We start from the raw sequence: 26,085 nt of genomic DNA, 5'->3' as shown, positions 1-26,085 counted from the left end.
ATAAACGTGTGGTTTATTTCTTTTTCTTCGCTTTCGGGTTAGGCATATCAGTGATTGAGCCTTCAAACACTTCTGCAGCCAAACCAACCGATTCGTGCAAGGTGGGGTGAGCGTGTACTGTCAAGGCGACATCTTCGGCATCACAACCCATTTCGATGGCAAGACCGATTTCACCCAGCAGCTCACCGCCGTTGGTACCCACGACGGCACCACCAATCACACGGTGGGTGTCTTTGTCGAAGATCATTTTGGTCATACCGTCTGAACAGTCAGACGCAATCGCACGACCTGAAGCCGCCCATGGGAAGGTCGCCACTTCGTAGTTAATGCCTTCTTCTTTACACTCTTTCTCAGTTTTGCCGACCCAAGCCACTTCTGGCTCAGTGTACGCAATCGATGGGATCACTTTTGGATCGAAGTAATGCTTCTTACCTGAGATAACCTCTGCCGCCACATGGCCTTCGTGTACACCTTTGTGCGCCAGCATAGGCTGACCCACGATGTCACCAATCGCATAGATGTGCGGCACGTTGGTGCGCATTTGCTTATCAACATTGATAAAGCCACGATCGTCGACTTCAACACCCGCTTGGCCCGCATCAAGCAGTTTGCCATTCGGGCTACGACCGATAGCAACCAAGACAGCGTCATAGCGTACAGGCTCTGCTGGGGCTTTCTTGCCTTCCATGGTGACGTAGATGCCGTCTTCTTTGGCTTCTACCGCGGTCACCTTGGTTTCCAGCATGAGGTTCATCTTCTTGCTGATGCGCTTAGTAAAGACTTTGATCACGTCTTTATCTGCCGCAGGGATCACCTGATCGCACATTTCGACCACATCAACCTGTGAGCCGAGTGCGTGGTAAACGGTTCCCATCTCTAGACCAATGATACCGCCACCCATTAACAGCATTTTTTCAGGCACTTCTTTGAGCTCAAGCGCGTCGGTGGAGTCCCAAATGCGTGGGTCATCATGCGGGATAAATGGCAGCTCGATTGGACGAGAGCCAGCCGCGATGATGGCATTATCAAAGTTGATGGTAGTGCTTTCTTCCCCTTCAACTAACAGGGTGTTGGCGCCAGTGAAACGGCCTGTGCCATTAACGACTGTCACTTTACGCTGCTTGGCCATACCGCCTAAGCCGCCCGTCAGTTGACCAATGACCTTATCTTTCCAAGAACGGATCTTGTCGATATCGGTTTGTGGTTCGCCGAATACCACGCCGTGCTCGGCCATGGCTTTGGCTTCTTCAATCACTTTGGCAACGTGAAGTAGGGCTTTAGATGGAATACAGCCGACGTTTAGACACACACCGCCAAGGTTGTTGTAACGTTCAACCAATACGGTTTCCAAACCTAGGTCGGCACAGCGGAAAGCGGCGGAGTATCCAGCAGGACCAGCGCCAAGGACGACGACTTGCGCTTTGATTTCTTTACTCATTCTGACCTCGTTATAGTCTTATTCCCTGACAGGCTAAGAGCGGTAATTTTTTTATTGTTGTGGGTATCTGGGAGCCACAGTTTACAGCCATGTTAATGGGCTGAAAAATAAAAACCCATAGCCTGTGAGCTACACAACAATTCCCGACCGACCTTTAACCGGCCAGCCGGGTTGTTGGTATTGCGATTAGAGTACCAAACGGCGAATATCAGACAGTAAGCCGTTGAGGTAGCTAATAAAGCGCGCGCCCTCGGCACCGTCAATCACACGGTGGTCGTAAGACAGCGATAGCGGCAGCATTAGGCGAGGTTCAAAGTCCTTACCGTTCCATACTGGCTTCATTTCTGACTTAGACACGCCCAAGATAGACACTTCTGGTGCATTAACGATTGGCGTAAACGCCGTACCGCCGAGACCCCCTAGGCTAGAGATGGTAAAGCAACCACCTTGCATGTCAGAGGCCGTTAGCTTACCGCCACGGGCTTTCTTCGATACCACCATCAGCTCTTCAGATAGCTCGTGAATGCCTTTCTTATTCACGTCTTTAAAGACAGGCACGACCAGACCGTTTGGTGTGTCAACCGCGATACCGATGTTGACATACTTCTTCATGATCAGGCTTTCACCATCTTCAGACAGTGACGCGTTGAATGAAGGGAAAGCTTCCAGCGCTTTAGCAGCCGCTTTCATGATGAACACCAATGGGGTGATCTTCATGCCTGACTCTTTCTTCTTCTCGATCGCGTTTTGCTCTTTACGGAACGCTTCAACTTCAGTGATATCGGCGTTATCCCACTGGGTCACGTGCGGGATCATCACCCAGTTACGTGCCAGGTTCGCACCCGAGATCTTCTTGATGCGAGACAGTGGTTTTTCTTCCGTTTCACCGAATTTGCTGAAGTCGACTTTCGGCCAAGGTAGCAGACCCAGTGCACTACCGTCGCCTGAGCCAGATGCTGCGCCAGATTCAAGACGCTTAAGCGCCTCTTTCACGTAGCCTTGCACGTCTTCTTTCAGTACACGTCCTTTACGGCCAGTGCCTTTGACTTTTGCCAAGTTAACACCGAATTCACGCGCAAGACGACGCACAACAGGTGACGCATGGGCGTACTCTTTGTTTTCGACAAACTCGTCTTTACCGGCATCAGCTTTAGCCGCTGCAGGTGCTTCCGCTTTTGGCGCTGGCGCAGATTTTTCCTCTGCAGCAGGTGCCGCGGCGGGCGCTGCTGGTGCGGCAGGTGCGCTACCGGCGACTTCGAACACCATGATGTGCGAGCCGGTAGACACTTTATCGCCCGCGGCGATTTTGATTTCTTTAACCGTACCCGCAAACGGTGCCGGCACTTCCATCGACGCTTTGTCGCCTTCAACGGTGATCAGAGACTGTTCTTCTTCAACCGTATCGCCTACAGCGACCATGATGTCAGTCACTTCAACTTCATCACCGCCAATGTCAGGAACGTTTACATCTTTTGCTTCTGACGCAGCGGCGGCAGGTGCAGCCTGTGCTGGCGCCTCAGCAGGGGCACTGCTGCCGACTTCAAACATCATGATAAGAGAGCCGGTTGACACTTTGTCACCCGAGGCAATCTTGATCTCTTTGACAGTCCCTGCAAACGGTGCCGGCACTTCCATTGAGGCTTTATCGCCTTCAACGGTGATCAGTGATTGCTCTTCTTCGACGCTATCGCCTACCGCCACCATGATCTCGGTGACTTCGACTTCATCGCCGCCGATATCAGGCACGTGCACTTCTTTGATTTCTGACGCAGCCGCTGGTGCTGCAGCAGGGGCGGCGGGGGCCGCCTCTTGCGCGGGCGCACTTGGCGCGGCGCCTTCTGCTTCAAAGATCATCATCAAAGAGCCGGTGGTCACTTTATCACCTTCGGCAATTTTAATTTCCTTGACCACACCCGCTTGTGACGCAGGGACTTCCATGGATGCTTTATCACCTTCAACGGTGATTAACGACTGCTCTTCTTCAACCTTGTCACCCACGCTGACAAGGATCTCAGTCACTTCTACTTCATCCGCACCGATGTCAGGTACATTAATCTCGATTGACATTATTTCAGCCTCTTACGCGAACAGCGGGTTTACTTTGTTGGTATCGATGTCGAATTTTTTGATCGCTTCTGCGACCACTTTTTTGTCAACATCGCCACGCTTAGCCAGCTCATTAAGTGCCGCCACAACCACATAGCCTGCGTTCACTTCGAAGTGACGACGGAGGTTTTCGCGGCTGTCAGAACGACCAAAGCCGTCAGTGCCCAGTACTTTGTAAGAGTCAGCTGGGATAAACGCACGAACTTGGTCAGCGTAGTTTTTCATGTAGTCAGTCGCAGCAATCGCAGGCTCAGATCCCATGACAGTTTGAATGTAAGGAACTTGTGCCTCTGCATCTGGATTCAACATGTTGAAGCGATCTGCATCTTGGCCGTCACGTGCAAGCTCGTTGAACGAGGTCACGCTGTATACGTCAGACGCCACACCGTACTCATCGCTAAGCAGCTTCGCGGCTTTACGCACTTCGGTCATGATGGTGCCAGAGCCCATTAGCTGGACTTTCGCTTTGTCGCCCGTGTAGGTTTCTAGCTTGTAGATACCTTTACGGATACCTTCTTCCGCGCCCTCAGGCATGGCTGGCTGATGATAGTTTTCGTTCATCAGCGTCAGGTAGTAGTAGATGTTTTCTTGGTCAGGGCCGTACATGCGACGGATACCGTCTTGCATGATCACCGCCACTTCGTACGCGAAGGTTGGGTCATAAGAGACACAGTTAGGTACAGTGCTTGCCAGAATATGGCTGTGACCGTCTTCGTGCTGTAGACCTTCACCGTTAAGTGTTGTACGACCGGCAGTGGCACCCAATAGGAAACCACGTGCTTGTTGGTCACCCGCCATCCACGCCATGTCGCCAACACGTTGGAAGCCGAACATTGAGTAGTAGATGTAGAATGGGATCATGGGTAGATCATTAGTGCTGTAAGAGGTCGCCGCGGCTACCCACGATGACATCGCACCGAGCTCGTTGATCCCTTCTTGCAGTACCTGACCGCCTTGGTCTTCTTTGTAATAAGACACCACACCGCGGTCTTCTGGAGTGTAAGTCTGACCGTGTGGGTTGTAGATACCTACTTGACGGAACAAGCCTTCCATACCAAAGGTACGCGCTTCGTCGGCAATGATTGGCACAATGTTTTTGCCAATGCTTTTGTCTTTCAGCAATACATTCAAAGAGCGTACAAAGGCCATGGTGGTGGAGATATCACGCTTCTGCTCAGACAGCAGGGCTGAGAAATCGTCCAGTTTTGGCAGTGTCAGTTCTTGCGTGAATTTAGGCAGACGCTGTGGGGTATAACCGTGTAGCGCTTTACGACGTGCGTGGAGGTATTCGTGCTCAGCAGAGCCTTCTTCCAACTTCAGGTACGTCAGGTTTTGTACATCGTCGTCAGACAACAAGTCTTGTAGGCCAAGACGATCACGCATCGCGTGAACATGGGTCATGTCCATTTTCTTGACTTGGTGCGCGATGTTTTTCCCTTCAGCCGCTTCACCCATGCCATAACCTTTTACGGTTTTCGCCAAGATCACGGTTGGACGGTCATTGCACTCTTGTGCTGCTTTGAAGGCAGCAAACAATTTAGATGGCTCGTGGCCACCACGCTTAAGTGCAAAGATCTCTTCGTCAGTCATGTCTGCAACCAAGGCTGCCGTTTCTGGGTACTTGCCGAAGAAGTGTTCGCGGACGTAAGCGCCGTCTTTCGATTTGAACGTCTGGTAATCACCGTCGATGGTTTCATTCATCAACTGCAGCAATTTACCTGAGGTGTCTTTGGCCAGCAGTTTGTCCCAGCCAGAGCCCCAAACCACTTTGATCACGTTCCAGCCAGCGCCTTTAAAGAGGCCTTCCAGCTCTTGAACGATTTTACCGTTACCCATCACAGGGCCATCAAGGCGCTGCAGGTTACAGTTAATCAAGAAGCAGAGGTTATCCAGTTTTTCGCGCGCCGCAAATGACAGCGCACCGCGTGATTCTGGCTCATCCATCTCACCGTCACCAAGGAACGCATAAACACGCTGCTCAGAGGTGTCTTTCAGGCCACGACCGTTGAGGTATTTGAGGAAACGCGCTTGATAGATAGACGCAATGGGACCCAGACCCATAGATACGGTTGGGAACTGCCAGAACTCAGGCATCAGTTTCGGGTGCGGATATGAAGACACCCCTTTGCCATCGACTTCCTGACGGAAGTTGTCGAGCTGCTCTTCGCTCAAGCGGCCTTCAACAAACGCACGCGCATAGATACCTGGAGAAATATGACCTTGATAGTACACCAGGTCGCCACCGTCTTTCTCGTTAGGCGCACGGAAGAAGTGGTTAAAGCAGGTTTCATAAAATGCCGCCGAAGACTGGAATGATGCCATGTGGCCACCCAGCTCTAAATCTTTCTTGGACGCACGCAACACGATCATGATTGCGTTCCAACGAATGATAGAACGGATACGGCGTTCCAGATTCACATCACCTGGGTAAGCAGGTTCTTGATCAGCAGGAATGGTATTTACATAGTTGGTGGTCACGCCCGTTGGCATGTCAACACCGTCTAAACGTGCTTGCCCTAATACTTGCTCCAGAAGGAACTGGGCACGTTCTACACCTTCTTCACGAACGACTGACTCAAGAGCTTGCAACCACTCTTGTGTTTCAAGTGCGTCCACGTCATGTTTCATGACTTCAGACATGGCGATCTATCCTTTCGTTGATTGACTCGTACAAAACAAACGTTGTCGCAGCTGCAGTGCCCTTCGCGTTTTTATCGGTGCGAATAAGGCTACTCCAACTCGTCCTTGCGTTGTTGAATTCGACGTAGAGACCGTTCGCGACGGCTTTCTTCTCGACCAAGATCCAACAGAGTTTCCTCAATGTAAGCCAAGTGTGCATGCGACGCTTGTCGGGCTTTTTCTGGCTCGCCAGCGGTAATCGCATCCACTATCTCAGCTCGGTGTCGGCTGACGTTTTCCACCGTCTCTTGACGGCGATAAAGTAGCTCAAAATTTTGCAAAATATTCTGTTCCAGTAACGGCGCGAGACTGCGCATGATGTGAAGTAACACCACATTATGCGCCGCTTCCGTTACGGCAACGAGATACTGCATCACAGCCGATGCTTCTGCCTCTAAGTCCCCATTTTGCTGCGCTTGGCGAATGGCGTCATGACAGTCTTCAATGCGAGAGAAATCCTCTTCTGTACCCCGAAGTGCGGCAAAATAAGAAGAAATGCCCTCCAAGGCATGTCGTGACTCCAGTAAGTCAAGCTGGGTTTCTGGATGGTCCGCCAATAACTCTAGCAGTGGCTCAGAGAAGCGTTGCCAAAGGCGTTCACTGACAAAGGTGCCGCCACCTTGCTTGCGCGTCAGTAGCTTTTTGACTTCCAGCCGTTGAATCGCTTCGCGCACTGACGGGCGAGACACATCAAATTGCGTCGCTAACTCTCGTTCAGGCGGTAACTTCTGGCCTGGAGACAAGGTCCCTTCCAGAATTAAGCCTTCGAGCTCTTTTTCAATTACATCTGAGAGTTTAGGTTGACGAATTCGCTGATATGCCATTGTATTTATTGACCATCCGCATCCTAAGCTTGGCGCTTAGTTGCAGAAACTGACTGATTGTAAATTGGTAAGACCAATTACTTTATTGATCCCTAAAGTTACCAGACAGCGGGTATTCTGTCCACCTGAACTTTGATTGACATCATGGAAACCTGTGTATTTTTAGCCTGACAGCCACGAATACTCCGCCCCTCAAAATTGGTCAGACCATTTAGATCAATCAACGCAATAGGCATTTAAATCAGCGCGTGTAACTTTTTCCAGTCAAACGCCGCGCCAGGATCCGTTTTTCGTCCTGGGGCAATATGTTGGTGTCCTGTGATTCGATCACGGGTAATGGCTGGGTAGTACTGCATCAGCGTCTGCGTGATCGCCGCTAACGATTGGTACTGCTGATCGGTGTATGGATGTGTGTCTGTGCCCTCTAGCTCAATACCGATAGAAAAATCGTTACATTGCTGCCGACCGTCAAAACACGAAGCGCCAGCATGCCATGCACGCGCACTGAATGGTACAAACTGGATCACACTTCCATCTCGTCGGATCAGTAGGTGGGCAGAGACGCGAAGCGATGCGATCTCGGCAAAGTAAGGGTGTTCAGCCGGATCGAGGTGCCCCTGAAAAAACTGTTCAATATAGGGACCGTCAAACTGACCGGGCGGCAGGCTGATATTGTGGATCACCAGCAAGGAGATATCGTTACTCTCCGGGCGTTGGTTATGATGAGGAGACAGGCAAGCGCGCGCGCCTACCAACCAATGATTGTCAATCTGTGAAAAAGACATACCCGATCCGCTTGAGCAAAATCGCTACTTTATCTGGTCAGTCGGTAGATTGGAATACAAGCAACAACGCGCTGTCGGATGGGTTTTGGCGTAATACATGGCGGCATCGGCTTGATTCATCATCTGCTGTAGCTCGAGTCCATCCGTTGGGAAGCAACTCACGCCGATACTAATGGCCAAAGACAATGAGGTCTCGGCAACCTGTATTGGCGCGTGCATTTCGTCTTGGATACGTGTGATCACTTCATTCAACGCCGATTTGTCCGCTAACAAATCCAGCCAGACAATGAACTCATCACCGCCCAAGCGGCCAACCAAATCAGAGCGGCGCACGGATTGTTTCAAGCGCTGACTGACCACCTTGAGAAGCTCATCTCCTACACCATGTCCATAGGTGTCGTTCACTTGCTTAAAGTTATTCAAATCAATAAACAGTAAGGCAGCGTTCGTTTGGGCGCGATTAGCGCGCATCAACGCCACTTCAACATGCGATTCAAACGCACGCCGATTGAATAAGCCCGTCAACTCGTCGTGTTCGGCAAGGAATTTAAGTTGGTGTTGCTGTTCACGAAGCTGTTGGGTTTGGCGTGCGACTTCTTCGCTCAACTGTTTTTTGTCCACCATGGTATGGCTCAGCGCACGCTTCATCTCATTGACATGATCAGCCAACTCAGTCAGCTCATCTTTGTCAGTCAAGGTTAATTCAGTGGTTAAGTCACCTTGCTTTATTTGTGTAATCGTCGAATGCAATGCTTTTAGGCGGTGTGTTAACCGTCGCCGCAAGCTGGTCACAAACATGGTCACCAACAAGGCTAACACCACCAGTACACCACCATGTACGACTAACAGGGTTTTCTGTTGCTGCCCCGACTGGTGCATGACTTGCTGACGCACCGAAAAAGCGGTTTCACTCATCGCCTGCAGTAACACATTAAAACGTGAAAACAACATCAAACGCCTGTCATCCACAGAGGGATCATCATCTAATTGCTCGGCGGTAATGCCCAATAGGCGATCAATGCTGTTTGCCGCGAGTCGGATCGACTGCGCGGACTGCGGCGGTAACGCCTCTTCATCACTGCTTAACTGCGCCCGCAATGCGTTGGTTGACTGATGGACATCTTGGCGTGTTTGCGTGCTGGGGTATTGGCGATATAACCACAGACGGCCTCGCAGACTATCAATCTGCGAATGCACCGCCACGATGCTGTCTAACCGTGCTTGGATTTGATTTTGCTTATAAAAAAGCTCCACCGTAATTAACAGCGTAACGAAGGTGAGCGCCGTACAAGCATACACAACGATACTGAGCTGCTGACCAATCCTCATTCTAATAAACTCACTTTTTGCGTGGCCTCAACCAAGGGGCCGGGGTTGAGTATGTGGCGGAATGACGGCGTGTTCCCTTCAACTAAACCCGCCTCTTGCGCCCATCGCGCTTGGTTTTTTAACCGCAGTAACAATGAGTCATTCAATGAAAGGCGAAATAAGTAATCTTGCCATAGCCAGCTGAGTTTATCGTCTGACATGTCAAGATACGCGGAGACCTGTGCCTTCGCTCGCTCTGGGTGCTGATGAATAAAGCTCACCGCGTCGTCTAAGGCACTGACAACCCGTTGCATGTCCTGGTGTTGCTTATTGACGAGCAAGCGATCACTGACTAACAGAAAAGAGAGGCTGTGCAAGCCTTTACTGTCAAGCGACTGTACCGGCTGGTTAGACTGCTTGAGTAGCTGATAGCCATAGGGCTCCCATATGGCTATCGCATCCACTTTCTCGTCGAGGAGCGCGTTGGGCAGTGCTTCGGGGGGATAATCAACTTTTTCCACCTGATCTCTAGGAATGTCGTGCAATTGCAGCAAGGAATCAAAGAAATATTCACTGGCACTCGACGCAACAATGCCAACGCGTGCCTTGTCGAGCGCGTCCACCAGCGAGCCACTAATCTCACGGCGAATAGACCAGAGTTTTACGTCGTTATCTGACTCGACAAAGCTGGTTAGCACATTAAAGTCATCGCGCTCAAAACTGTTAAACATCACCACCGTCTCTGAGGTAGTGGCTAAGTCCACTTCCCCTGACATCAAGGATTGAAAGCTTTTTACGCCCCCATGAACCGGCTTTAGCGTCATGTCGATGCCCTGCTTTTTAAACAAACCTTGCTCCTTAGCCACAATAATCGGTGCCGATAAGGGGGTAAGCGAGACGGCGATGGTCAGTGACGATAATGGCTCGGACACCGGAGGTCTGAGTTGCTGCCAAGCACGAAACCCAATGAACGCGATCGCTATCATGGCCACCAGCGCTAACCCTCGCTTCATGGCATCACCTCTTTGACTGTTCCTGCCTAAAGTGTAGACAAGTTAAAAGACAGAATATGATTAAAAAGATAGACGAATACGGGGAAACGAGAGAGAAAAGCTGCATTTCGTTATCACCAGCGTTATCATTCGACCACTTTTTGATGACCGCGGTAAGCCATGATGACATCGACCCCTTTTCATGCTGTCCATGACAGCGAGCGCCGCCTGGCCTATCTCACCTCTCACCTCAGCGCCGACGTGACCCGCGCGGTGACCGACGCACTGCGAGAAGATCTGGGTGGCGAGATCGACGCCAGTAAAGACATAACCGCCAGCCTCATTCCGGCAGACTCAGTATCCACAGCCACATTGATCACCCGAGAAGATGGCGTTTTCTGTGGCCGTGCCTTTGCGGATGAAGTGTTTCATCAGCTCGGTGGCGAAGTCACCTTGACGTGGCATGTCGAGGACGGCGACGCCATCACCGCCAACCAATCGCTGTGTACCTTACAGGGACCCTCGCGTGTCTTGTTGACCGGTGAACGCAATGCGATGAACTTTATTCAAACCCTCTCTGGGTGTGCAAGTAAGGTCGCCACCTATGTGGCAGCGCTCAACGGCACCCACACCAAATTGCTCGACACGCGTAAGACCATTCCGGGACTGCGCAGTGCCCTCAAATACGCCGTTGCCTGCGGTGGTGGCCATAACCATCGTATTGGTGTGTTTGATGCTTACTTGATCAAAGAGAATCATATTCTCGCCTGTGGCGGGATAGAGAACGCCGTCAAAGCGGCGCGCCGACTTAATCCTGATAAACCGGTCGAAGTAGAAACCGAAACCCTGGATGAGCTGCAACAAGCGATTAACGCAGGCGCCGATATTGTCATGCTGGATAACTTTAGTGTGCCGATGATGCGTGAAGCGGTGGCGTTAAACCAAAATCGCGTTGCGCTGGAAGTCTCGGGCAATGTCACCCTAGAGACGTTGGCAACATACGCCGCCACCGGGGTGGATTATATTTCTGTCGGCGCACTCACCAAGCACGTGACCGCACTCGATTTGTCGATGCGCTTTCAATAACACGTACGCTCACTCAGATTCGACCAGGCCGCCCACGATGGGCGGCCTTTTTTATCGCGCTTTCGTGACAAAAAATTTGTTGTCAGTCGAATACTACAGTAGAAAAAAACACCATTACATCCGGCTTTTACCCTTCACTCTCAAACTCATATTTGCTCTCTTTTTTGCGTCACACACGAGCGTAAAGTGCTGGTACTGATTGTTGCCCACTCACTTTGGGCAACTCATGATTACGAGGAGAGAAATAGGATGCAAAAGCAACAAGGGTTTAGCTTGATTGAGTTACTGGTGGTATTAGGCATTATTGGCGCCCTAACTGCCATCGCCATTCCGCAATACCAAAAGTATCAAGATAAAGCCAAAGTCACTGCCGCGATTGCCACACTCACCAATATGCGCTCCGTGGTAGAAGCAAAAATTATGGAAGATGGCGCGTTCCCAGAAGATACGGATAAAAAAGGACTTGGTATTCCTGATGATGTAAAAATCAACGCCATTAATGGCGTTAAAGGAAACATGAAACTAGCCGTTGAGGGGATGCCGAAGGGTAATGAAGTCACACTCGCACGGTCTCCTGAAGGCAAGTGGACATGCACGCAACCGTCAACCATAGAAGTCAATGGCTGCAAGCAAGCGAGTAAAAAACAGCCAACACCTTAAGCAAATATAAAACAGGGACTCACGATGATCCCAACCGCTCAGTTGTATCAATCTGGTTTGTTGAGTGATGCCCAGCGCCATGCGTTGGGCATTGGCGACGATGCGTCGCTCAGCCTCGCGCATTTACTCGATGCAGGCGTTGACCCCACCGCGCTCGCCCACACCCTCGCGAGTCAGCACCACCTTCCGTTCGTGGAGAGCCATCAGTACCCGTTTAAAGACACCTGTTATGCCCTAGATAGGCGCGATTTGATTCAGCGTCATCAAGTGTTGCCGCTTGCTCAGCAAGGCCAAGAGCTACTGCTCGGCGTCAGTGACCCAGATAACACAGAGGCGGTCGCCGACTTTCGCTTTTCTACTGGGCTCAATGTTCGTTTGGTAGTGCTCAGTCAGCCGGATTTGGATGCCGCTTTGCGTCACTTATACGGGGCTGATATCGATGGCACCGGCGATGGCATGACCATCAGTGATCAGGACTTAGCCGCCCTGACCGTCACCGATAGCCCACAAGAGGACAGYGCCGAGCTACAAAGCGATCAGGCGCCGATCAGTCGCTACATTCAACAGATCTTGGTGGATGCAGTGCGTAAAAACGCCTCCGACGTGCACTTTGAGCCCTTTGAGCAGCACTACCAAATTCGCTTTCGCCAAGACGGTTTATTGCACATCTATGCCCACCCTCCTGCGGGGGTCTCGCGGCGGCTGTCGACTCGACTCAAAATCTTAGCCCAACTTAATATTGCCGAGCGACGCTTACCACAAGACGGACGCATCAAGCTGACTCTCACCAGTGATCACACCGTCGATATGCGCGTCTCCACCTTACCGACCGTTTGGGGCGAGAAGGTGGTGGTGCGCTTGTTGAATAACGGCCAGCAGCAACTGACGCTGCATGATTTAGGCTTAACCGAGTGGCAGCGCCGGCACTATCAAGAGGCACTGGATAGACCGCAAGGGATGATTTTGTTTACCGGCCCAACCGGAAGCGGCAAAACCGTCTCTTTGTATAGCGGGCTAAGGTATCTCAATCAGCCCGAGCGCAATATTGCCACCGTCGAAGATCCGGTTGAGATCCAGCTAGAAGGCGTCAACCAAGTCAACGTCAACACGGCCATTGGTTTAGACTTTGCCACCGCACTCCGCGCCTTTTTACGCCAAGATCCCGATGTGGTGATGGTAGGAGAAATACGCGATCTCGACACCGCTGAAATCGGGATCAAAGCGGCGCAAACCGGTCATCTGGTGTTATCAACGCTGCATACCAATTCAGCGGCCGAGAGCATCACCCGTTTAGCCCATATGGGCATTGCGCCCTACAATCTTGCTAGCTCTCTGAGCTTGGTAGTGGCCCAGCGTTTAGTACGCCGTTTATGCCCTATTTGCAAACAACCGCATCCGTCTGGTGATCCTCGCCTTCAGTACTTGGCTAACCTCTATCCGTCTCTAACCCCAAGTACTCTGTACCAAGCTAACCCCCACGGCTGTTATCAGTGCTATCAGGGCTATCAAGGCCGCACAGGGGTATACGAGGTGCTTCCCGTGACCGAAGCCATTGCTGGCGCCATTTACCGCAACGCCAGTGCCATTGAACTGACCCAACTGGCTACCGAAGAAGGCATGTGGCGGTTGCCCGACTCTGGCGTTGCCAAACTCAACCAAGGGAGCACCAGTATTCAAGAACTTACCCGCGTTATTCAACTTGCCTAAGGAGTCGTCATGGCCAAACCCACCCTGTTTATCTTTCATTGGCGCCAAGCCGCCGCAAGCGGTGAAAAACAAGGGCAAGTGTTCGCCTATACCGAGCGAGATGCACGCCAAGAGCTAGCCAACCAATCTATCGTCCCCAGCCGCCTTATTCGCCGCCGACTATCGAGCTTTCAGCAGCGTCGTCATAAAGCCAAAGCAGCAGATATCACCCAATTTTCCCGCGATCTCACCACCTTGCTTGAGTCTGGCATCCCTATCGTGCAAGCCCTCAACCTCATCGCGCTCAATCAGGTCAAAGCCGAAATGCGCTTACTGGTGCGTCATATCCGCCAGCAACTGGAGGCGGGTACCAATTTGAGTGATGCGTTGGCGCACGCAAGTCCCTTGTTTGATCGCTTTTATTGCGATTTGGTCGCAACGGGCGAGCAAACCGGGCAACTGCCGGAGATCTTTGCTCGCCTGACTCTATACCGTGAAAAGCAGGCGTTGCTTCGCAGTAAAGTCATCAAAGCCATGATCTATCCCAGCATCGTGGTCAGCGTGGCATTAGGCGTCAGTGCCTACCTGCTGGTATTCGTGATCCCGAAGTTTAAACATATTTTTGACTCCTTCGGGGCAGAACTGCCTTGGCTCACCCAACAAGTGCTCGCCTTATCTGATATCGTCAGTCAGCACGCCTTAACCATGACTGTTGTCGTAGCGGGCCTTGCCGCTGCGCATCAATTACTGCAGCGTAAAAACGCGACCTACCGATATCACTATGACCGCTGGCTGCTCAAATTCCCCGTCATTGGTGAAGTGATTAGCAAAGCCTGCATTGCCAAATTTTCTCGCACCTTAGCCACCACCTTTAGTGCCGGTATTCCGTTACTCTCTGGCTTGCAAGCCGCGACGAAATCCATGACCAACGCGTATTATGTTCACGCGCTTAACGCCGTGTATCAGCACACGGCCACTGGTATTCCGCTTTACCAAGCCTTGCGCGACAGTAATAGCTTCCCTGTGATGGTGACGCAAATGGTGATGATTGGCGAAGAGTCGGGATCGCTCGATGATATGCTCAATCGCATCGCACAAATCTATGAAGCCGAGGTCGACAACACCGTGGACAATCTCGGCAAAATCATCGAGCCCCTGTTAATTTTAGTGCTAGGGCTATTAATTGGCGGCTTAGTGGTGGCCATGTATCTACCCATTTTTAATCTGATGTCTGTTCTTGGCTAGCCAAGATAGAGTCTCTCGCGACAAGGCGCTATGATGCGCACAAGGTTCATGCCCAGAAGGTACCATGTTGATATTCTCATCACCGTTATTCATTTTTTTTGCTGGCTTATTTGGTCTGATTGTCGGTAGCTTTTTAAATGTGGTCATCGCGCGCGTGCCAATCATGATGGAACGCCGTTGGCGGCAAGAATGCTTGGCCACGTTTCCCGATGCTAATATTGACGCCCCTAACGCGCAGCGCTTTGATTTGTGTCTTCCCGCCTCACACTGCCCAGATTGTCAGCAGCCGATTGCGTGGTACGATAATATTCCTTTGCTCAGTTGGCTGATGTTAAAAGGCCGCTGCCGTCAGTGTGGCACGATGATTAGTCCGCGCTACCCACTGGTCGAGGTCACCAGTGCTATTGTCTGTGTGTTACCGGCATGGCTTATTTCCTCACCGGCGTGGGCTGTCGCGGTGATGGCGGCCAGCCTCACTTTGCTGGCGCTGACCCTCATTGATTGGGAAACCCTGTTGCTGCCCGATCAGCTTACCCTGCCACTCCTTTGGGCTGGGATCGCTCTCGCACTCTTGGGGATCAGCCCGGTCTCACTCACAGACAGTGTCATCGGCGCCATGACAGGCTACCTCAGCCTATGGAGCCTCTTTTGGGCATTCAAGCTCACCACTGGCAAAGAAGGCATGGGCTATGGTGATTTTAAACTGTTTGCTGCACTGGGCGCTTGGGTCGGTTGGCAAGCCTTACCGCTACTGATTTTACTCGCCTCACTGAGTGGCGCCATCGTCGGGGCACTATTACTGCGCCAACAACAAAAAAGTCTGCAACACGCGTTTGCCTTTGGCCCCTTTATTGCTGTCGCAGGCTGGCTAAGTCTGCTTTGGGGCGATAGCCTGTTACACTGGTACCTTTCACAAATTCTAGGAGTGCGCTAATGGCCGTTGTGGTCGGGTTAACCGGAGGGATTGGCAGTGGTAAAAGCACGGTTGCCAACCGTTTTGCCGCCAAGGGCATTGATATTATTGATGCCGATGTGATCGCCCGTGAGGTGGTTGCTCCCGGTAGTGATGGTCTGGCCGCGATTGTCGCGCGTTTTGGCACGCCGGCATTAACCCCAGATGGCAGCCTAGATCGTGCCTGGCTTCGTGAGCGAGTGTTTAGTCATCCAGACGACAAGCAATGGCTCGATAACCTGCTTCATCCCATGATCCGCCAACGCATGATCCAAGCCTGTGCGCAGGCCAGTTCAGCGTATTGTTTGCTTGTGGTGCCCTTGTTAGTAGAGAATAACCTGACGTCATTGGCGCAACGGGTGTTGGTCGTCGATGTTGACGAGCAAACACAAATCGCGCGCACGCTCGCGCGTGATCACGTGAGCGAACAACAAGTTCACGCGATTTTGGCCGCACAAGCCAGTCGCTCACAACGCCTCGCCGTCGCCGATGATGTGATCGATAATACGCAAACCGAAGCGGAACTTGATCGGCAAGTTGATGCCTTACATCACACGTATTTAACCTTGGCAACCCAGGCAAACGTCGACCCATAGTCGGACAGGACAGCTAAACGCTTATGACCAGCCTCACTTTGTATGAACACCCACTCAATGAACAGGTGCGAATTTACTTGCGCCTGGAGTACCTGCTCTCTCAACTGGACGAAGTGAGCGGGCTTTCTGCGCCCTGCCACCATATTCAATTTTTCCGCAGCCTGTTTGACCTACAGGAGATTTTAGAGCAGGTGCAAGTGAAAGCGGATCTCGCCAAGGATTTGGACAAACTCAAGAAAAAACTCAAAGCCTGGGCTGACGTCCCCCAGGTCGATCAGACACAGCTCAACCAGCTACTCGATCAACTCGCCGCACACCAACACGCGGTATTGCAAGCCAAACGCTTCGGCCAAGCGTTAAAAGAAGATCGCTTTTTAACCAGCATCAAGCAGCGCTTTTCGATTCCAGGGGGGAGCTGTAGCTTTGATCTCCCCAATTTCCATTACTGGCTCCATCAACCGCTTGCCGCACGGCAAAGTGCGATTCAGGCCTGGATGGAAACCCTGGCACCATTACGCCACGCTTTGGCGTTCTGGCTGCAGCTCACGCGTGAAAGCGCACACGGGGGAACCGCCAACGTCCAACAAGGCTTTTACCAGCAAGAGGCGGATGGAGCCTGCTTAATTCGGCTTAAGATATCCCCTGATCTCGGGGTTTACCCGTTAGTGTCTGGGCACAAAAACCGCTTCGCGATCCGCTTTATGCCATTTGACGACGATCACGAGGTCGCCGACAATATGTCTGTTCATATCAGTGTTTGTTAAGGAGATCCACGTGAGTGATGCCCCTACCGTTGTCAAATGCCCAACATGCCAACAGCCTGTGGTTTGGGGAGAGGTCAGCCCACATCGTCCATTTTGCAGTAAACGCTGTCAGTTGATTGATTTGGGAGAATGGGCCAGTGAAGAAAAAGCCATCCCCGGGGCCCCTGACCTTTCTGATGATGATCTCTGGTCAGAAGGGCAGCACGATTAAACGCTCTGCCCCTATTCACTTTTCTACAACGCCTCTCTCGCGCTCAGAACCGAGCGCGAATTTTTTCTAATACCGCATCGTTGGCCTCGGGAAACGGATAGTTATCCAATTCGGCAATCGGTGCCCAAATACCCTCTTGCCCCTCACAGCCTTGGGGCTCACCCTCAAAGTCACAGACCAAGAAAAAATCCAAACTTAATGCTTTGTCGGGAAAGTCAAAGTCCAACGATATAAAGGGGCTGACCGCTTTTGCAGTAATCCCGACTTCTTCGTTTAATTCACGCAGCAGTGCCCGTTGCGGGGTTTCACTCCCCTCAATTTTTCCGCCAGGAAATTCCCACTTTCCCCCTTGATGCGCGTGAGCATGGCGGCGAGTGATAAAGACTTTGTCTTGTGTCGGATTAACAATAATGCCAGCGGCAATACTTACCCGTTTCATGGTCTCTCCTGATAATAAAAAAAGGCCGATAAACGGCCTTTTTGATAATGCATGGTCAGGGCTTAGATTCTACCGTGACATTGCTTAAATTTCTTCCCTGATCCACAAGGACAAGGCTCATTACGACCAACTTTACGTCCATCACGCACCACGGTTTCGTTGCCGCTGCCACCTTGTTCGGCGCTGTCGCTATCATCAAACTGGTTATCGGCTTGCGCATGGTTAACTTGCTGCTTTTGCGCGGCCTGCTCTGCGCGCGCTTTGCGCTCGGCTTCCATACGCTCAACGTCATCCGGCTGCTGAACACGCACTCGACTAAGCGTTGTCACCACATCGGTTTTCAGCGCTTCTAGCATGCCCTCAAACAGCTCAAACGATTCGCGCTTGTACTCTTGTTTCGGGTTCTTCTGCGCATAGCCACGTAAGTGAATACCTTGACGGAGGTGATCCATCGCCGCGAGGTGCTCTTTCCAAAGCGTATCCAAGGTTTGCAGCATCACTGCTTTTTCAAAGTTACGCAGGGTTTCTGCCCCTACCGCCTCTTCTTTGCCTTTATAAACCTCGATCAAGGCCGTCAGAATGCGCTCGCGCAACAACTCTTCATACAGCTTGTCGTCTTCATCTAGCCATTGCTGAATCGGCAATTCGAGATCAAAATCCGCTTTAAGGCGCTTTTCAAGGCCAGCAATATCCCACATTTCTTCTAGCGATTGTGGCGGAATGTACTGGTTCACAATGTTATTAACCACATCCTCGCGGTTGTGCTCGATCATTTCGCTGATATCTTCTGACACCAGTAACGCGTCACGCAGCTCGTACACCACTTTGCGCTGATCGTTGGCGACATCATCAAATTCGAGCAGTTGCTTACGGATGTCAAAGTTACGCCCTTCTACTTTTCGTTGTGCGTTTTCAATGGCTTTATTGACCCATGGGTGCTCAATGGCTTCGCCTTCGGCCATCCCTAATCGTTTCATCATGTTAGAGACTTTTTCAGAGGCGAAGATCCGCATCAAAGAATCTTCCATCGACAAATAGAAACGGGTTGAGCCTGGGTCACCTTGACGACCAGCACGACCACGCAGCTGGTTATCGATACGACGTGATTCATGACGCTCAGTACCAATGATATGCAGGCCACCCGCTTCAACGACCTGGTCATGAAGCTGCTGCCATTTTTCTTTCGCCGCTTCTACTTGCGCATCGGTCGGGTTTTCAACATCACCCAGCACTTGTTTCCAGCTACCACCCAACACGATATCGGTACCACGACCGGCCATGTTAGTGGCGATCGTTACCGTGCCTGGGTAACCGGCTTGCTCAACAATATCGGCTTCATGGGCGTGGAATTTGGCGTTGAGCACTTGGTGCTTGATGCCATCTTTTTTCAAGGCATTCGATAACAATTCAGATTTTTCAATCGATACCGTTCCGACCAATACCGGTTGACCGGCTTTGGCACGTGTTTTGATGTCTTCCGCAATCGCGGCAAACTTTTCTTTTTCGGTCATGTAGACCTGATCGGCGTGATCTTTACGCACCATTGGGCGGTTAGTCGGGATAACCACGGTGTCTAGGCCATAGATAGACTGGAATTCGAACGCCTCGGTGTCCGCGGTCCCTGTCATGCCTGAGAGTTTGTCATACAAACGGAAGAAGTTTTGGAAGGTGATCGAGGCCAGCGTTTGGTTCTCGTTTTGAATTTTCACCCCTTCTTTGGCTTCCACCGCCTGGTGTAAGCCTTCTGACCAACGACGTCCCGGCATGGTACGCCCAGTGTGCTCATCCACGATGATGACTTCATCGTCTTTAACGATGTAATCAACGTCGCGCTCAAACAAGACGTGCGCGCGTAATGCGGCGTTAATATGATGAATCAGGCTGATATTTGCCGGTGAGTACAGCGTATCGCCGTCTTCCATCAAGCCGTTTTTCTTGAGCAAGTCTTCGACAAACTCTTGACCATTTTCGGTCATGTACACTTGCTTGGCTTTTTCATCGACCGTGAAGTGACCATCACCTTGATAGTCTTCGGTATCTTCTTGCTCTTGCTGTTTCAGGCTTGGGATCAAGGCATTGATACGCTGATACATCTCCGAGCTGTCTTCTGCTGGCCCAGAAATAATCAGAGGCGTACGCGCCTCATCAATGAGGATCGAGTCAACCTCATCGACAATCGAGAAATAGCGATCGCGTTGCACACGGTCTTCTGCTCGAAACGCCATGTTGTCACGCAAATAGTCAAAGCCGAACTCGTTATTGGTACCGTAAAGTACATCACACGCATAAGCGGCTTTTTTCGCCTCCGGCGGCATGTTGGGGACATTGACGCCCACCGTCATTCCTAAAAACTCAAACAACGGACGGTTGGTTTCGGCATCACGTTCCGCCAAATAATCATTCACCGTCACAATGTGAACCGCTTTTCCGGTCAGGGCGTTCAAATAAGAAGGTAGCGTCGCGGTCAGGGTTTTACCTTCACCGGTGCGCATTTCCGCAATCTGACCATTGTGGAGTACGATACCGCCGACCATTTGCACGTCAAAGTGGCGCAGGCCAAATACACGCTTAGAGGCTTCTCGTACAGTGGCAAAGGCTTCAGGAAGGAGGTCATCAAGCTCGGCACCTTGATCAAGGCGCTCGCGGAATTCAACGGTTTTCGCTTTCAGCGCATCATCATTCAATGCTTCAAATTGGGGTTCGAGTTTGTTGATTTCATCAACAACTTTTCTCAGCCGACGCAAGGTGCGGTCATTACGGCTTCCGATAACTTTAGTCAGGACTTTCGATAACATGGCGTTGCCGGTACTCTTTTTAATGGTTTTCCCACATGGGCGGCCGCTACACTGCCTCTATGCTGGCGTGTTTCAGTTCAAACGCGGGTTGGCTTAAGCTCATCGATTCAACACAAGATGCCAAAACGCATCTATCTTAAGTGGAGCCAAATCGGACAGAATTCAAGGGCGATGACGCCACTTCACAACGATTTCCACGTGACTGAATGTAAATGTGGTAGATGGCACGGAAAAAATACGCCGCCATCGCCTTACCCATGCGACACTTACCTGTGAATGGTTTTTTCACTCTACGGTGATCACCTCAGGACATACCGATATATCAACCCGGTAGGCTACATGCCGAGGTGGAGCATGTATGATAAGGTAAATTACTTTCACATCCTATGACAAATCCAACACTCAAGGGATCAATTAGCGAAAATTAGACGCTGTGCGCCCGTTCAGGCGCCGAATTGATGACAAAAAAGGCAGTTATTGCGCGATGAGAGACCACCGTCCCCGCTCTACCCTCCATCTGTTGGAGAGCGACCCCAATAATATTGCTCAGCGAGCGGTTGAGCTCGCCAAGCTAAACAAGCTGATCTTAGCCTTGTTACCCGGTGAGACATCAAAAGCTTGCCGCGTCGCCAATTATCGTGATGGCGTATTGGTGGTAGAAGCCGGTAGCGCCGCCTGGGCGATGCGACTGAACTACGAACGACAACATTTATTGTCGGTATTACGTCAAAAAGGGCTGGCAAGCCTAACAACCATTGAAGTGAAAATTAACCCGGCACTCGCCGCCGCCGATCGAGAAGACAAAGAAACCGCGCCGTCCCGCCACCTTAGTCAAGCCTCGGGTGAGTTACTGCGTGCACTAGGTGACAATGCCTCTCCCAAACTAAAAGCACGGTTCGAGGCGTTGGCCAAACTCGCCGAGGATCAAAAAAAGCCAGAGTGAGCTCTGGCTTTTTATCTATCAATCTCTGGGTATTAGCGGTTTATTCTGCCTCAGTATGGTGCATTGCGCTGTTACCGTGCAACCGCCTACCGTATCAGACAGGGCTTAGGCCAAGACCATCCCCGGCTCAGCAAATGCGACCGGTGAGGTGTCGGTTTCTTCAAACGTGACCCACTCCCAAGCTTCTTGATCGGCCAAGACCGCGCGCAACAGTTTGTTGTTCAGTGCATGGCCCGATTTGTACGCGCGCATCTCACCGAGGATACTGTGGCCACACATGTAAAGGTCACCGATAGCGTCCAACACCTTATGCTTGACGAGTTCGTTGTCAAAGCGCAGGCCTTCTTCATTCAAGATACGATAATCGTCCAGCACGATGGCACAGTCAAAGCTGCCGCCCAGACACAAATTTTGTGACTGCAGGTACTCGATGTCACGCATAAAACCGAAGGTACGAGCCCGGCTCAAGTCTTTAATAAAAGACTGGCTTGAAAAGTCTAGTACCAGGTTTTGTTGCTCAGATTCAATCGCGGGGTGGTCGAATTCGATAGCAAAATCAAGACGGAAGCCGTTATACGGCAGCAACTCCGCCCATTTGTCATCGTCTTCAATGCGAACAGGCTTTTTAATGCGAATGAACCGTTTTGGCGGGTTTTGGACGTCGATACCCGCAGACTGCAGCAAAAAGATGAACGGGCTTGAACTGCCATCCATAATTGGAATTTCTGGCGCGTCCACTTCGATAATAATGTTATCGATCCCCATGCCTGCAATTGCTGCACTGAGATGCTCAACGGTTGAGATGCGAACACCCGCGTCATTGACTAAGGCGGTGCACAACATGGTGTCGCGCACATCCTCAGGGTTAGCCGGAAAATCGACCGGTGGCTCCATGTCTGTGCGACGGTAAATCACACCGGTATTGGCAGGAGCCGGACGCAGAGTAAGCGTAACCTTACGCCCAGAGTGGAGACCCACACCAGTCGTTTGGACCATACTTTTCAATGTTCGCTGTCTAATCATCGGCTTATCTCAACTTTTTCTCAAAAAAGTGTGCTCTGCGTCACTCATTACCCTGTCACCTTAGACAAGGGGAGCGTGATGGTAGCACATCACTGGCTACAAACCAAGCAATTGCGATTAGTCAGCTTGTTTACGCAAAAACGCAGGAATATCGAGATAATCATGCTCGGTCTGCGATTTTGGTGCTGCATTCGAAGACGATGCAGCAGGCTGCTCTTTCGCCGCAGGGTTTGCACTTGCCGCCTGAGGTTTCTCTTGCAAAGGCTGTGCCTTTTTCGGCTCTGCCTGTGCTTGCCCAGACTGTGAGTTGGTCACCAAGGTGATATCTGGCTTACGCTCATTACCAATTCCGGTGGCCACGACAGTCACACGCAGCTCATCGCTCATCTCTGGGTCCATCGATGTCCCAATCACCACAGTCGCATTGTCTGATGCAAACGCTTTGACGGTGTTACCCACGGTCTCAAATTCATCAAGACGCATATCAAAGCCTGCGGTAATATTCACCAGCACACCGCGCGCACCGGCTAAGTCGATGTCTTCAAGAAGCGGGCTAGAAATGGCCATTTCTGCTGCCTCTTCCGCGCGATCTTCGCCGGTTGCCACGCCGCTGCCCATCATCGCGTGTCCCATCTCTGACATCACAGTGCGGACATCCGCAAAGTCGACGTTGATGTGACCTGGGCGCGTGATTAACTCGGCGATCCCTTGCACGGCGTTGCGTAGCACGTCGTTTGCTTTGGCAAAGGCATCGAGCAATGTAATCCCACGACCTAGCACTTTAAGCAGTTTTTCGTTCGGGATCGTAATCAGCGAGTCAACATGTTTTGACAGCTCTTCGATACCTTGCTCTGCAAAAGCGAGTCGCTTTTTACCCTCAAAGCTGAATGGTTTAGTGACCACAGCAACGGTCAGGATTCCCATTTCTTTCGCGATTTCCGCAATAATGGGGGCTCCGCCGGTTCCTGTACCACCGCCCATTCCGGCTGCGATAAATACCATATCGGCACCTTCGAGCTCAGCTTTAATCGCATCGCGATCTTCAAGGGCAGAATCTCGACCTACTTGTGGGTTAGCCCCCGCACCTAAGCCTTTAGTGATATCACCACCAATTTGAATGACCGTGCCTACGCTGCTTTTACGTAGTGCTTGGGCATCCGTGTTAATGCTAATAAAGTCAACCCCTTCGATTGACTCACGCACCATATGCTCAACGGCGTTACCACCGCCACCGCCAATGCCGACGACCTTAATCACCGCATCGTCAGACATTTCCATCATCGGTTCAAACATGAGTTCTCTCCGTCCTTCCTGTTCGCATCAGGGTTAAAATTCTTTCTTAAACCAGCTACTCAGCTTGTTTATCCAGCTAGCCACAGCCCGCTTTTGTTCTGGTTCACTCGTTTCTGTCAGCAAGCTCTCTTTGCCGTAGTGTAAAAGCCCAACCGCGGTTGCATAACAAGGCGCTTGCACATAGTCGGTCAATCCGGTGACATTCACAGGTTGCCCCACTCTTACTTGGTTTTGGAATACGCGTTCTGCACATTCCACCAAGCCATGCATTTGTGATGCGCCCCCAGTGAGCACAATTCCCGCTGCCATTTGATGTTTAACACCATCGCTACGCAGCTTTTCTTGGATAGCGATCAGCTTTTGGTTCACCAGTCCCAAAAGCTCTGAGCAACGCGGCTCAATCACCTCTGACAAGGTTTGTCGCTGCAATGTCCTTGATGGGCGTCCTCCCACACTTGGGACATTCACTTTGGCATCCTTGTTCACCAACTCACTCAATGCACAGCCATATTTCACTTTAATGTCTTCTGCATCGGCCAGTGGTGTGCCAAAGGCATAGGCAATATCACTGGTAATCACATTGCCCGCATAGGGGATCACTTCGGCATGGCGGAGGGCACCTCCTGTCCACACGGCAAGATCCATGGTGCCGCCGCCGATATCGACGACACAGACACCTAGCTCTCGCTCATCCGGTGTGATCACGGCATGACTTGCTGAAAGCCCGGAGAAAATCAGTTGATCAACGCTAAGACCACAACGTTCGACTGCTTTCTCAATATTTTTTGCGGTGTCATTGTGACATGTGATGAGGTGCACACTCGCTTCCATCCTCACCCCGGATAACCCGAGCGGATTTTTGATCCCTTCTTGATAATCAATTTTGTATTCTTGTGGGATCACATGCAGCACGCGCTGCTCATCACTGATTTTGACCGACTTCGCGGTATGAATCACATTGTCTATGTCGTCTTGGGTAACATCTTCATCCGATATTGTCCCCATCCCTCTCTCAGTTTGGCAGTGAATATGCTTCCCTGACAAAGAAAGATAGACTGAGCTGATTTGGCAATCTGCCATCATCTCGGCTTCATTCACCGCACGCTGAACAGATTTAACCACAGACTCTAAGTCGTTAACGCCACCTTTATCCATGCCGCGAGAGGGACTACTGCCCACACCCAGCACGTTGATCGTGCCATCTGGCAGCACTTCACTGACCAGGGTAGACACTTTGGACGTCCCTATATCGAGCCCAACTATCAGTGACTTGTCTGTCGTTTTATTCATTCAACCATCTCTTAATTTTGGCGATTCGCGTCGTCTGCCTCTGTTTTCCAGCCTACCGCAGCCCCGGTGTCATAACGTAAATCGACATACGCAATGGCTTTGTCTTGTGCCTTTATCCGCGGATATAAACGGACCAATCGCGCTAGCCTTTCTTGTCGCGCCTTTCGCCCTAACTCAATCCGTACGYCATCTCGTGTCACGATACGCCATGAGCGCCGTTTATTGAGTGATAACGCCTGAATCGATAAGCCAATTCGCTGTAATTTACGTTCGAGCTCTCGACTCGTATGCAATACTTCTTCCGACGTGCCGGTATTGCCGTGTAGCGACACCAGCTTTTTATCGGCGACATCTTGCGGGGCGCCATTGAATACCGTCCCGTCTGGCGTCAGCAACTTTTGCCCATTCCAAATCGCGCTCGCCCGGTATTCAGTAATATGTACCTTTAAGGTGTCGGGCCACTGCTTTCTTACCGCGACCTGTTTCACCCATGGGAGCGCCTCAATGTTCGCTTGGATGCGATTTACATCCTGCAGCATAAAGCTTTTTAGCTCGCCGCCTGACAACACCGCTTGGCGAACTTGATCAACACTGACATGTGTTTGGTCACCTTCCATCACCAGTTGTGACAAGGGGAGCTGCTGCTCATCACTCATCCAATCAATCACACGGACGATCCCTAGCAACATCAGGGTGATCACCCCAACCAGGAACGCGAGTGAGGCGCCTGTTTGCCGATCCAGTTTTATCACTGCTTGTACGCGTGTCAGGGCATTGACCATGCTCATACCTATCTTATCGCCTTGTGTCGATGCGACTTGACACTCACAGCGAAAAAACCGACTGATTATAGCGATCCCGCGTGACGCTCTCCAACCTAGAGATGCACTTTCATCAATAAGCTGGGATCGATTGCGCGTCATTTTCCCACAAAGACGATAAAAACCGATGTTTATTCTCGCAACAACCG

General features: G+C 51.2%; 22 protein-coding genes. 9 read left to right on the top strand and 13 right to left on the bottom strand.

The features are described 5' to 3' along the window. Positions 1–13: 13 nt before the first annotated feature. From lpdA to BZG23_RS02805, 7 genes are all read right to left on the bottom strand, one after another. Positions 14–1,438 carry a dihydrolipoyl dehydrogenase gene (lpdA, locus tag BZG23_RS02835; RefSeq protein ID WP_046073988.1) on the bottom strand — a complete coding sequence of 475 codons (1,425 nt, stop codon included), beginning with the start codon at positions 1,436–1,438 and terminating at the stop codon, positions 14–16. Positions 1,439–1,624: 186 nt separating this feature from the next. Continuing rightward, complete coding sequence (gene aceF / locus BZG23_RS02830; protein WP_077606096.1) at positions 1,625–3,505, bottom strand: pyruvate dehydrogenase complex dihydrolipoyllysine-residue acetyltransferase; 1,881 nt, start codon at positions 3,503–3,505, stop codon at positions 1,625–1,627. 12 nt (positions 3,506–3,517) lie between these two features. After that, on the bottom strand, positions 3,518–6,184 hold the full coding sequence (aceE, locus tag BZG23_RS02825) for a pyruvate dehydrogenase (acetyl-transferring), homodimeric type (RefSeq protein ID WP_077606095.1): 2,667 nt from the start codon (positions 6,182–6,184) through the stop codon (positions 3,518–3,520). An 89-nt stretch (positions 6,185–6,273) separates the two neighbouring features. Continuing rightward, positions 6,274–7,047 (bottom strand): pyruvate dehydrogenase complex transcriptional repressor PdhR, encoded by a 774-nt coding sequence (gene pdhR / locus BZG23_RS02820; RefSeq protein WP_046073985.1) that lies wholly within the window; start codon positions 7,045–7,047, stop codon positions 6,274–6,276. A 236-nt stretch (positions 7,048–7,283) separates the two neighbouring features. Next, the gene (gene ampD / locus BZG23_RS02815) at positions 7,284–7,832 is read right to left on the bottom strand and encodes a 1,6-anhydro-N-acetylmuramyl-L-alanine amidase AmpD (protein WP_077606094.1); all 549 of its coding nucleotides are present in this window, start codon (positions 7,830–7,832) and stop codon (positions 7,284–7,286) included. Positions 7,833–7,856: 24 nt separating this feature from the next. Continuing rightward, entirely contained in the window at positions 7,857–9,161 is a 1,305-nt protein-coding gene (locus BZG23_RS02810; protein WP_077606093.1) for a diguanylate cyclase domain-containing protein, read from the bottom strand. Beyond that, entirely contained in the window at positions 9,158–10,153 is a 996-nt protein-coding gene (locus BZG23_RS02805) for an ABC transporter substrate-binding protein (protein WP_077606092.1), read from the bottom strand. The genes BZG23_RS02810 and BZG23_RS02805 overlap by 4 nt, the downstream gene beginning before the upstream one ends. 159 nt (positions 10,154–10,312) lie before the next feature. On the opposite strand from BZG23_RS02805, the gene nadC reads away from it, so the two are divergent. From nadC to yacG, 8 genes are all read left to right on the top strand, one after another. Continuing rightward, a complete protein-coding gene (gene nadC, locus BZG23_RS02800; protein ID WP_046073983.1) occupies positions 10,313–11,218 on the top strand; it encodes a carboxylating nicotinate-nucleotide diphosphorylase in 906 nt (301 codons plus the stop codon). Positions 11,219–11,467: 249 nt separating this feature from the next. Then, positions 11,468–11,878, top strand: coding sequence for a pilin (locus tag BZG23_RS02795; protein WP_077606091.1), 411 nt, complete (start codon positions 11,468–11,470; stop codon positions 11,876–11,878). Between the two features lie 24 nt (positions 11,879–11,902). Beyond that, a complete protein-coding gene (locus tag BZG23_RS02790) occupies positions 11,903–13,585 on the top strand; it encodes a GspE/PulE family protein (RefSeq protein ID WP_077606090.1) in 1,683 nt (560 codons plus the stop codon). 9 nt (positions 13,586–13,594) lie between these two features. Then, positions 13,595–14,809 (top strand): type II secretion system F family protein, encoded by a 1,215-nt coding sequence (locus tag BZG23_RS02785; protein ID WP_077606089.1) that lies wholly within the window; start codon positions 13,595–13,597, stop codon positions 14,807–14,809. Positions 14,810–14,873: 64 nt separating this feature from the next. Further along, positions 14,874–15,743, top strand: coding sequence for a prepilin peptidase (locus tag BZG23_RS02780; protein ID WP_077606088.1), 870 nt, complete (start codon positions 14,874–14,876; stop codon positions 15,741–15,743). Next, complete coding sequence (coaE, locus tag BZG23_RS02775; protein ID WP_077606087.1) at positions 15,743–16,357, top strand: dephospho-CoA kinase; 615 nt, start codon at positions 15,743–15,745, stop codon at positions 16,355–16,357. Before BZG23_RS02780 ends, coaE begins: the two co-directional genes overlap by 1 nt. Positions 16,358–16,380: 23 nt before the next feature. Then, complete coding sequence (gene zapD, locus BZG23_RS02770) at positions 16,381–17,121, top strand: cell division protein ZapD (RefSeq protein ID WP_077606086.1); 741 nt, start codon at positions 16,381–16,383, stop codon at positions 17,119–17,121. Positions 17,122–17,131: 10 nt separating this feature from the next. Continuing rightward, positions 17,132–17,332, top strand: coding sequence for a DNA gyrase inhibitor YacG (gene yacG / locus BZG23_RS02765; RefSeq protein WP_046073977.1), 201 nt, complete (start codon positions 17,132–17,134; stop codon positions 17,330–17,332). Positions 17,333–17,375: 43 nt separating this feature from the next. Here the strand turns inward: yacG and mutT are convergent, their stop codons facing one another. Together mutT and secA are read right to left on the bottom strand one after the other, a co-directional pair. Continuing rightward, entirely contained in the window at positions 17,376–17,771 is a 396-nt protein-coding gene (mutT, locus tag BZG23_RS02760; protein ID WP_077606085.1) for an 8-oxo-dGTP diphosphatase MutT, read from the bottom strand. 62 nt (positions 17,772–17,833) lie between these two features. Next, on the bottom strand, positions 17,834–20,566 hold the full coding sequence (gene secA / locus BZG23_RS02755) for a preprotein translocase subunit SecA (protein WP_077606084.1): 2,733 nt from the start codon (positions 20,564–20,566) through the stop codon (positions 17,834–17,836). Positions 20,567–21,050: 484 nt separating this feature from the next. On the opposite strand from secA, the gene BZG23_RS02750 reads away from it, so the two are divergent. Further along, entirely contained in the window at positions 21,051–21,509 is a 459-nt protein-coding gene (locus tag BZG23_RS02750) for a DUF721 domain-containing protein (RefSeq protein ID WP_046073974.1), read from the top strand. 105 nt (positions 21,510–21,614) lie between these two features. Here BZG23_RS02750 and lpxC read toward each other — a convergent pair whose 3' ends face one another. The 4 genes from lpxC to BZG23_RS02730 all read right to left on the bottom strand — a co-directional run bounded on the left by lpxC (position 21,615) and on the right by BZG23_RS02730 (position 25,903). Next, positions 21,615–22,532 (bottom strand): UDP-3-O-acyl-N-acetylglucosamine deacetylase, encoded by a 918-nt coding sequence (gene lpxC, locus BZG23_RS02745; protein WP_077606083.1) that lies wholly within the window; start codon positions 22,530–22,532, stop codon positions 21,615–21,617. A 117-nt stretch (positions 22,533–22,649) separates the two neighbouring features. Further along, entirely contained in the window at positions 22,650–23,825 is a 1,176-nt protein-coding gene (ftsZ, locus tag BZG23_RS02740) for a cell division protein FtsZ (RefSeq protein WP_046073972.1), read from the bottom strand. Between the two features lie 33 nt (positions 23,826–23,858). Continuing rightward, entirely contained in the window at positions 23,859–25,115 is a 1,257-nt protein-coding gene (ftsA, locus tag BZG23_RS02735) for a cell division protein FtsA (RefSeq protein WP_077606082.1), read from the bottom strand. Positions 25,116–25,126: 11 nt separating this feature from the next. Next, on the bottom strand, positions 25,127–25,903 hold the full coding sequence (locus BZG23_RS02730) for a cell division protein FtsQ/DivIB (protein WP_077606081.1): 777 nt from the start codon (positions 25,901–25,903) through the stop codon (positions 25,127–25,129). Positions 25,904–26,085 lie beyond the last annotated feature (182 nt).

The sequence above is a fragment of the Salinivibrio sp. ML290 genome (genome assembly GCF_001995695.1).
GTDB lineage: Bacteria > Pseudomonadota > Gammaproteobacteria > Enterobacterales > Vibrionaceae > Salinivibrio > Salinivibrio siamensis.
The sequence above is the reverse complement of the archived record's forward strand: the minus strand, read 5'-3'. Positions and strand labels throughout refer to the sequence as shown.

What these genes read in the sequence shown, in the direction of transcription:
- BZG23_RS02805 (WP_077606092.1), bottom strand. Translation starts at nt 10,153, where the DNA reads ATGAAGCGAGGGTTAGCGCTGGTGGCCATGATAGCGATCGCGTTCATT.
- ftsZ (WP_046073972.1), bottom strand. Translation starts at nt 23,825, where the DNA reads ATGTTTGAACCGATGATGGAAATGTCTGACGATGCGGTGATTAAGGTC.
- lpdA (WP_046073988.1), bottom strand. Translation starts at nt 1,438, where the DNA reads ATGAGTAAAGAAATCAAAGCGCAAGTCGTCGTCCTTGGCGCTGGTCCT.
- aceE (WP_077606095.1), bottom strand. Translation starts at nt 6,184, where the DNA reads ATGTCTGAAGTCATGAAACATGACGTGGACGCACTTGAAACACAAGAG.
- lpxC (WP_077606083.1), bottom strand. Translation starts at nt 22,532, where the DNA reads ATGATTAGACAGCGAACATTGAAAAGTATGGTCCAAACGACTGGTGTG.
- BZG23_RS02795 (WP_077606091.1), top strand. Translation starts at nt 11,468, where the DNA reads ATGCAAAAGCAACAAGGGTTTAGCTTGATTGAGTTACTGGTGGTATTA.
- pdhR (WP_046073985.1), bottom strand. Translation starts at nt 7,047, where the DNA reads ATGGCATATCAGCGAATTCGTCAACCTAAACTCTCAGATGTAATTGAA.
- coaE (WP_077606087.1), top strand. Translation starts at nt 15,743, where the DNA reads ATGGCCGTTGTGGTCGGGTTAACCGGAGGGATTGGCAGTGGTAAAAGC.
- aceF (WP_077606096.1), bottom strand. Translation starts at nt 3,505, where the DNA reads ATGTCAATCGAGATTAATGTACCTGACATCGGTGCGGATGAAGTAGAA.
- BZG23_RS02780 (WP_077606088.1), top strand. Translation starts at nt 14,874, where the DNA reads ATGTTGATATTCTCATCACCGTTATTCATTTTTTTTGCTGGCTTATTT.
- BZG23_RS02810 (WP_077606093.1), bottom strand. Translation starts at nt 9,161, where the DNA reads ATGAGGATTGGTCAGCAGCTCAGTATCGTTGTGTATGCTTGTACGGCG.
- secA (WP_077606084.1), bottom strand. Translation starts at nt 20,566, where the DNA reads ATGTTATCGAAAGTCCTGACTAAAGTTATCGGAAGCCGTAATGACCGC.
- BZG23_RS02750 (WP_046073974.1), top strand. Translation starts at nt 21,051, where the DNA reads ATGAGAGACCACCGTCCCCGCTCTACCCTCCATCTGTTGGAGAGCGAC.
- mutT (WP_077606085.1), bottom strand. Translation starts at nt 17,771, where the DNA reads ATGAAACGGGTAAGTATTGCCGCTGGCATTATTGTTAATCCGACACAA.
- ampD (WP_077606094.1), bottom strand. Translation starts at nt 7,832, where the DNA reads ATGTCTTTTTCACAGATTGACAATCATTGGTTGGTAGGCGCGCGCGCT.
- nadC (WP_046073983.1), top strand. Translation starts at nt 10,313, where the DNA reads ATGATGACATCGACCCCTTTTCATGCTGTCCATGACAGCGAGCGCCGC.
- ftsA (WP_077606082.1), bottom strand. Translation starts at nt 25,115, where the DNA reads ATGAATAAAACGACAGACAAGTCACTGATAGTTGGGCTCGATATAGGG.
- zapD (WP_077606086.1), top strand. Translation starts at nt 16,381, where the DNA reads ATGACCAGCCTCACTTTGTATGAACACCCACTCAATGAACAGGTGCGA.
- BZG23_RS02785 (WP_077606089.1), top strand. Translation starts at nt 13,595, where the DNA reads ATGGCCAAACCCACCCTGTTTATCTTTCATTGGCGCCAAGCCGCCGCA.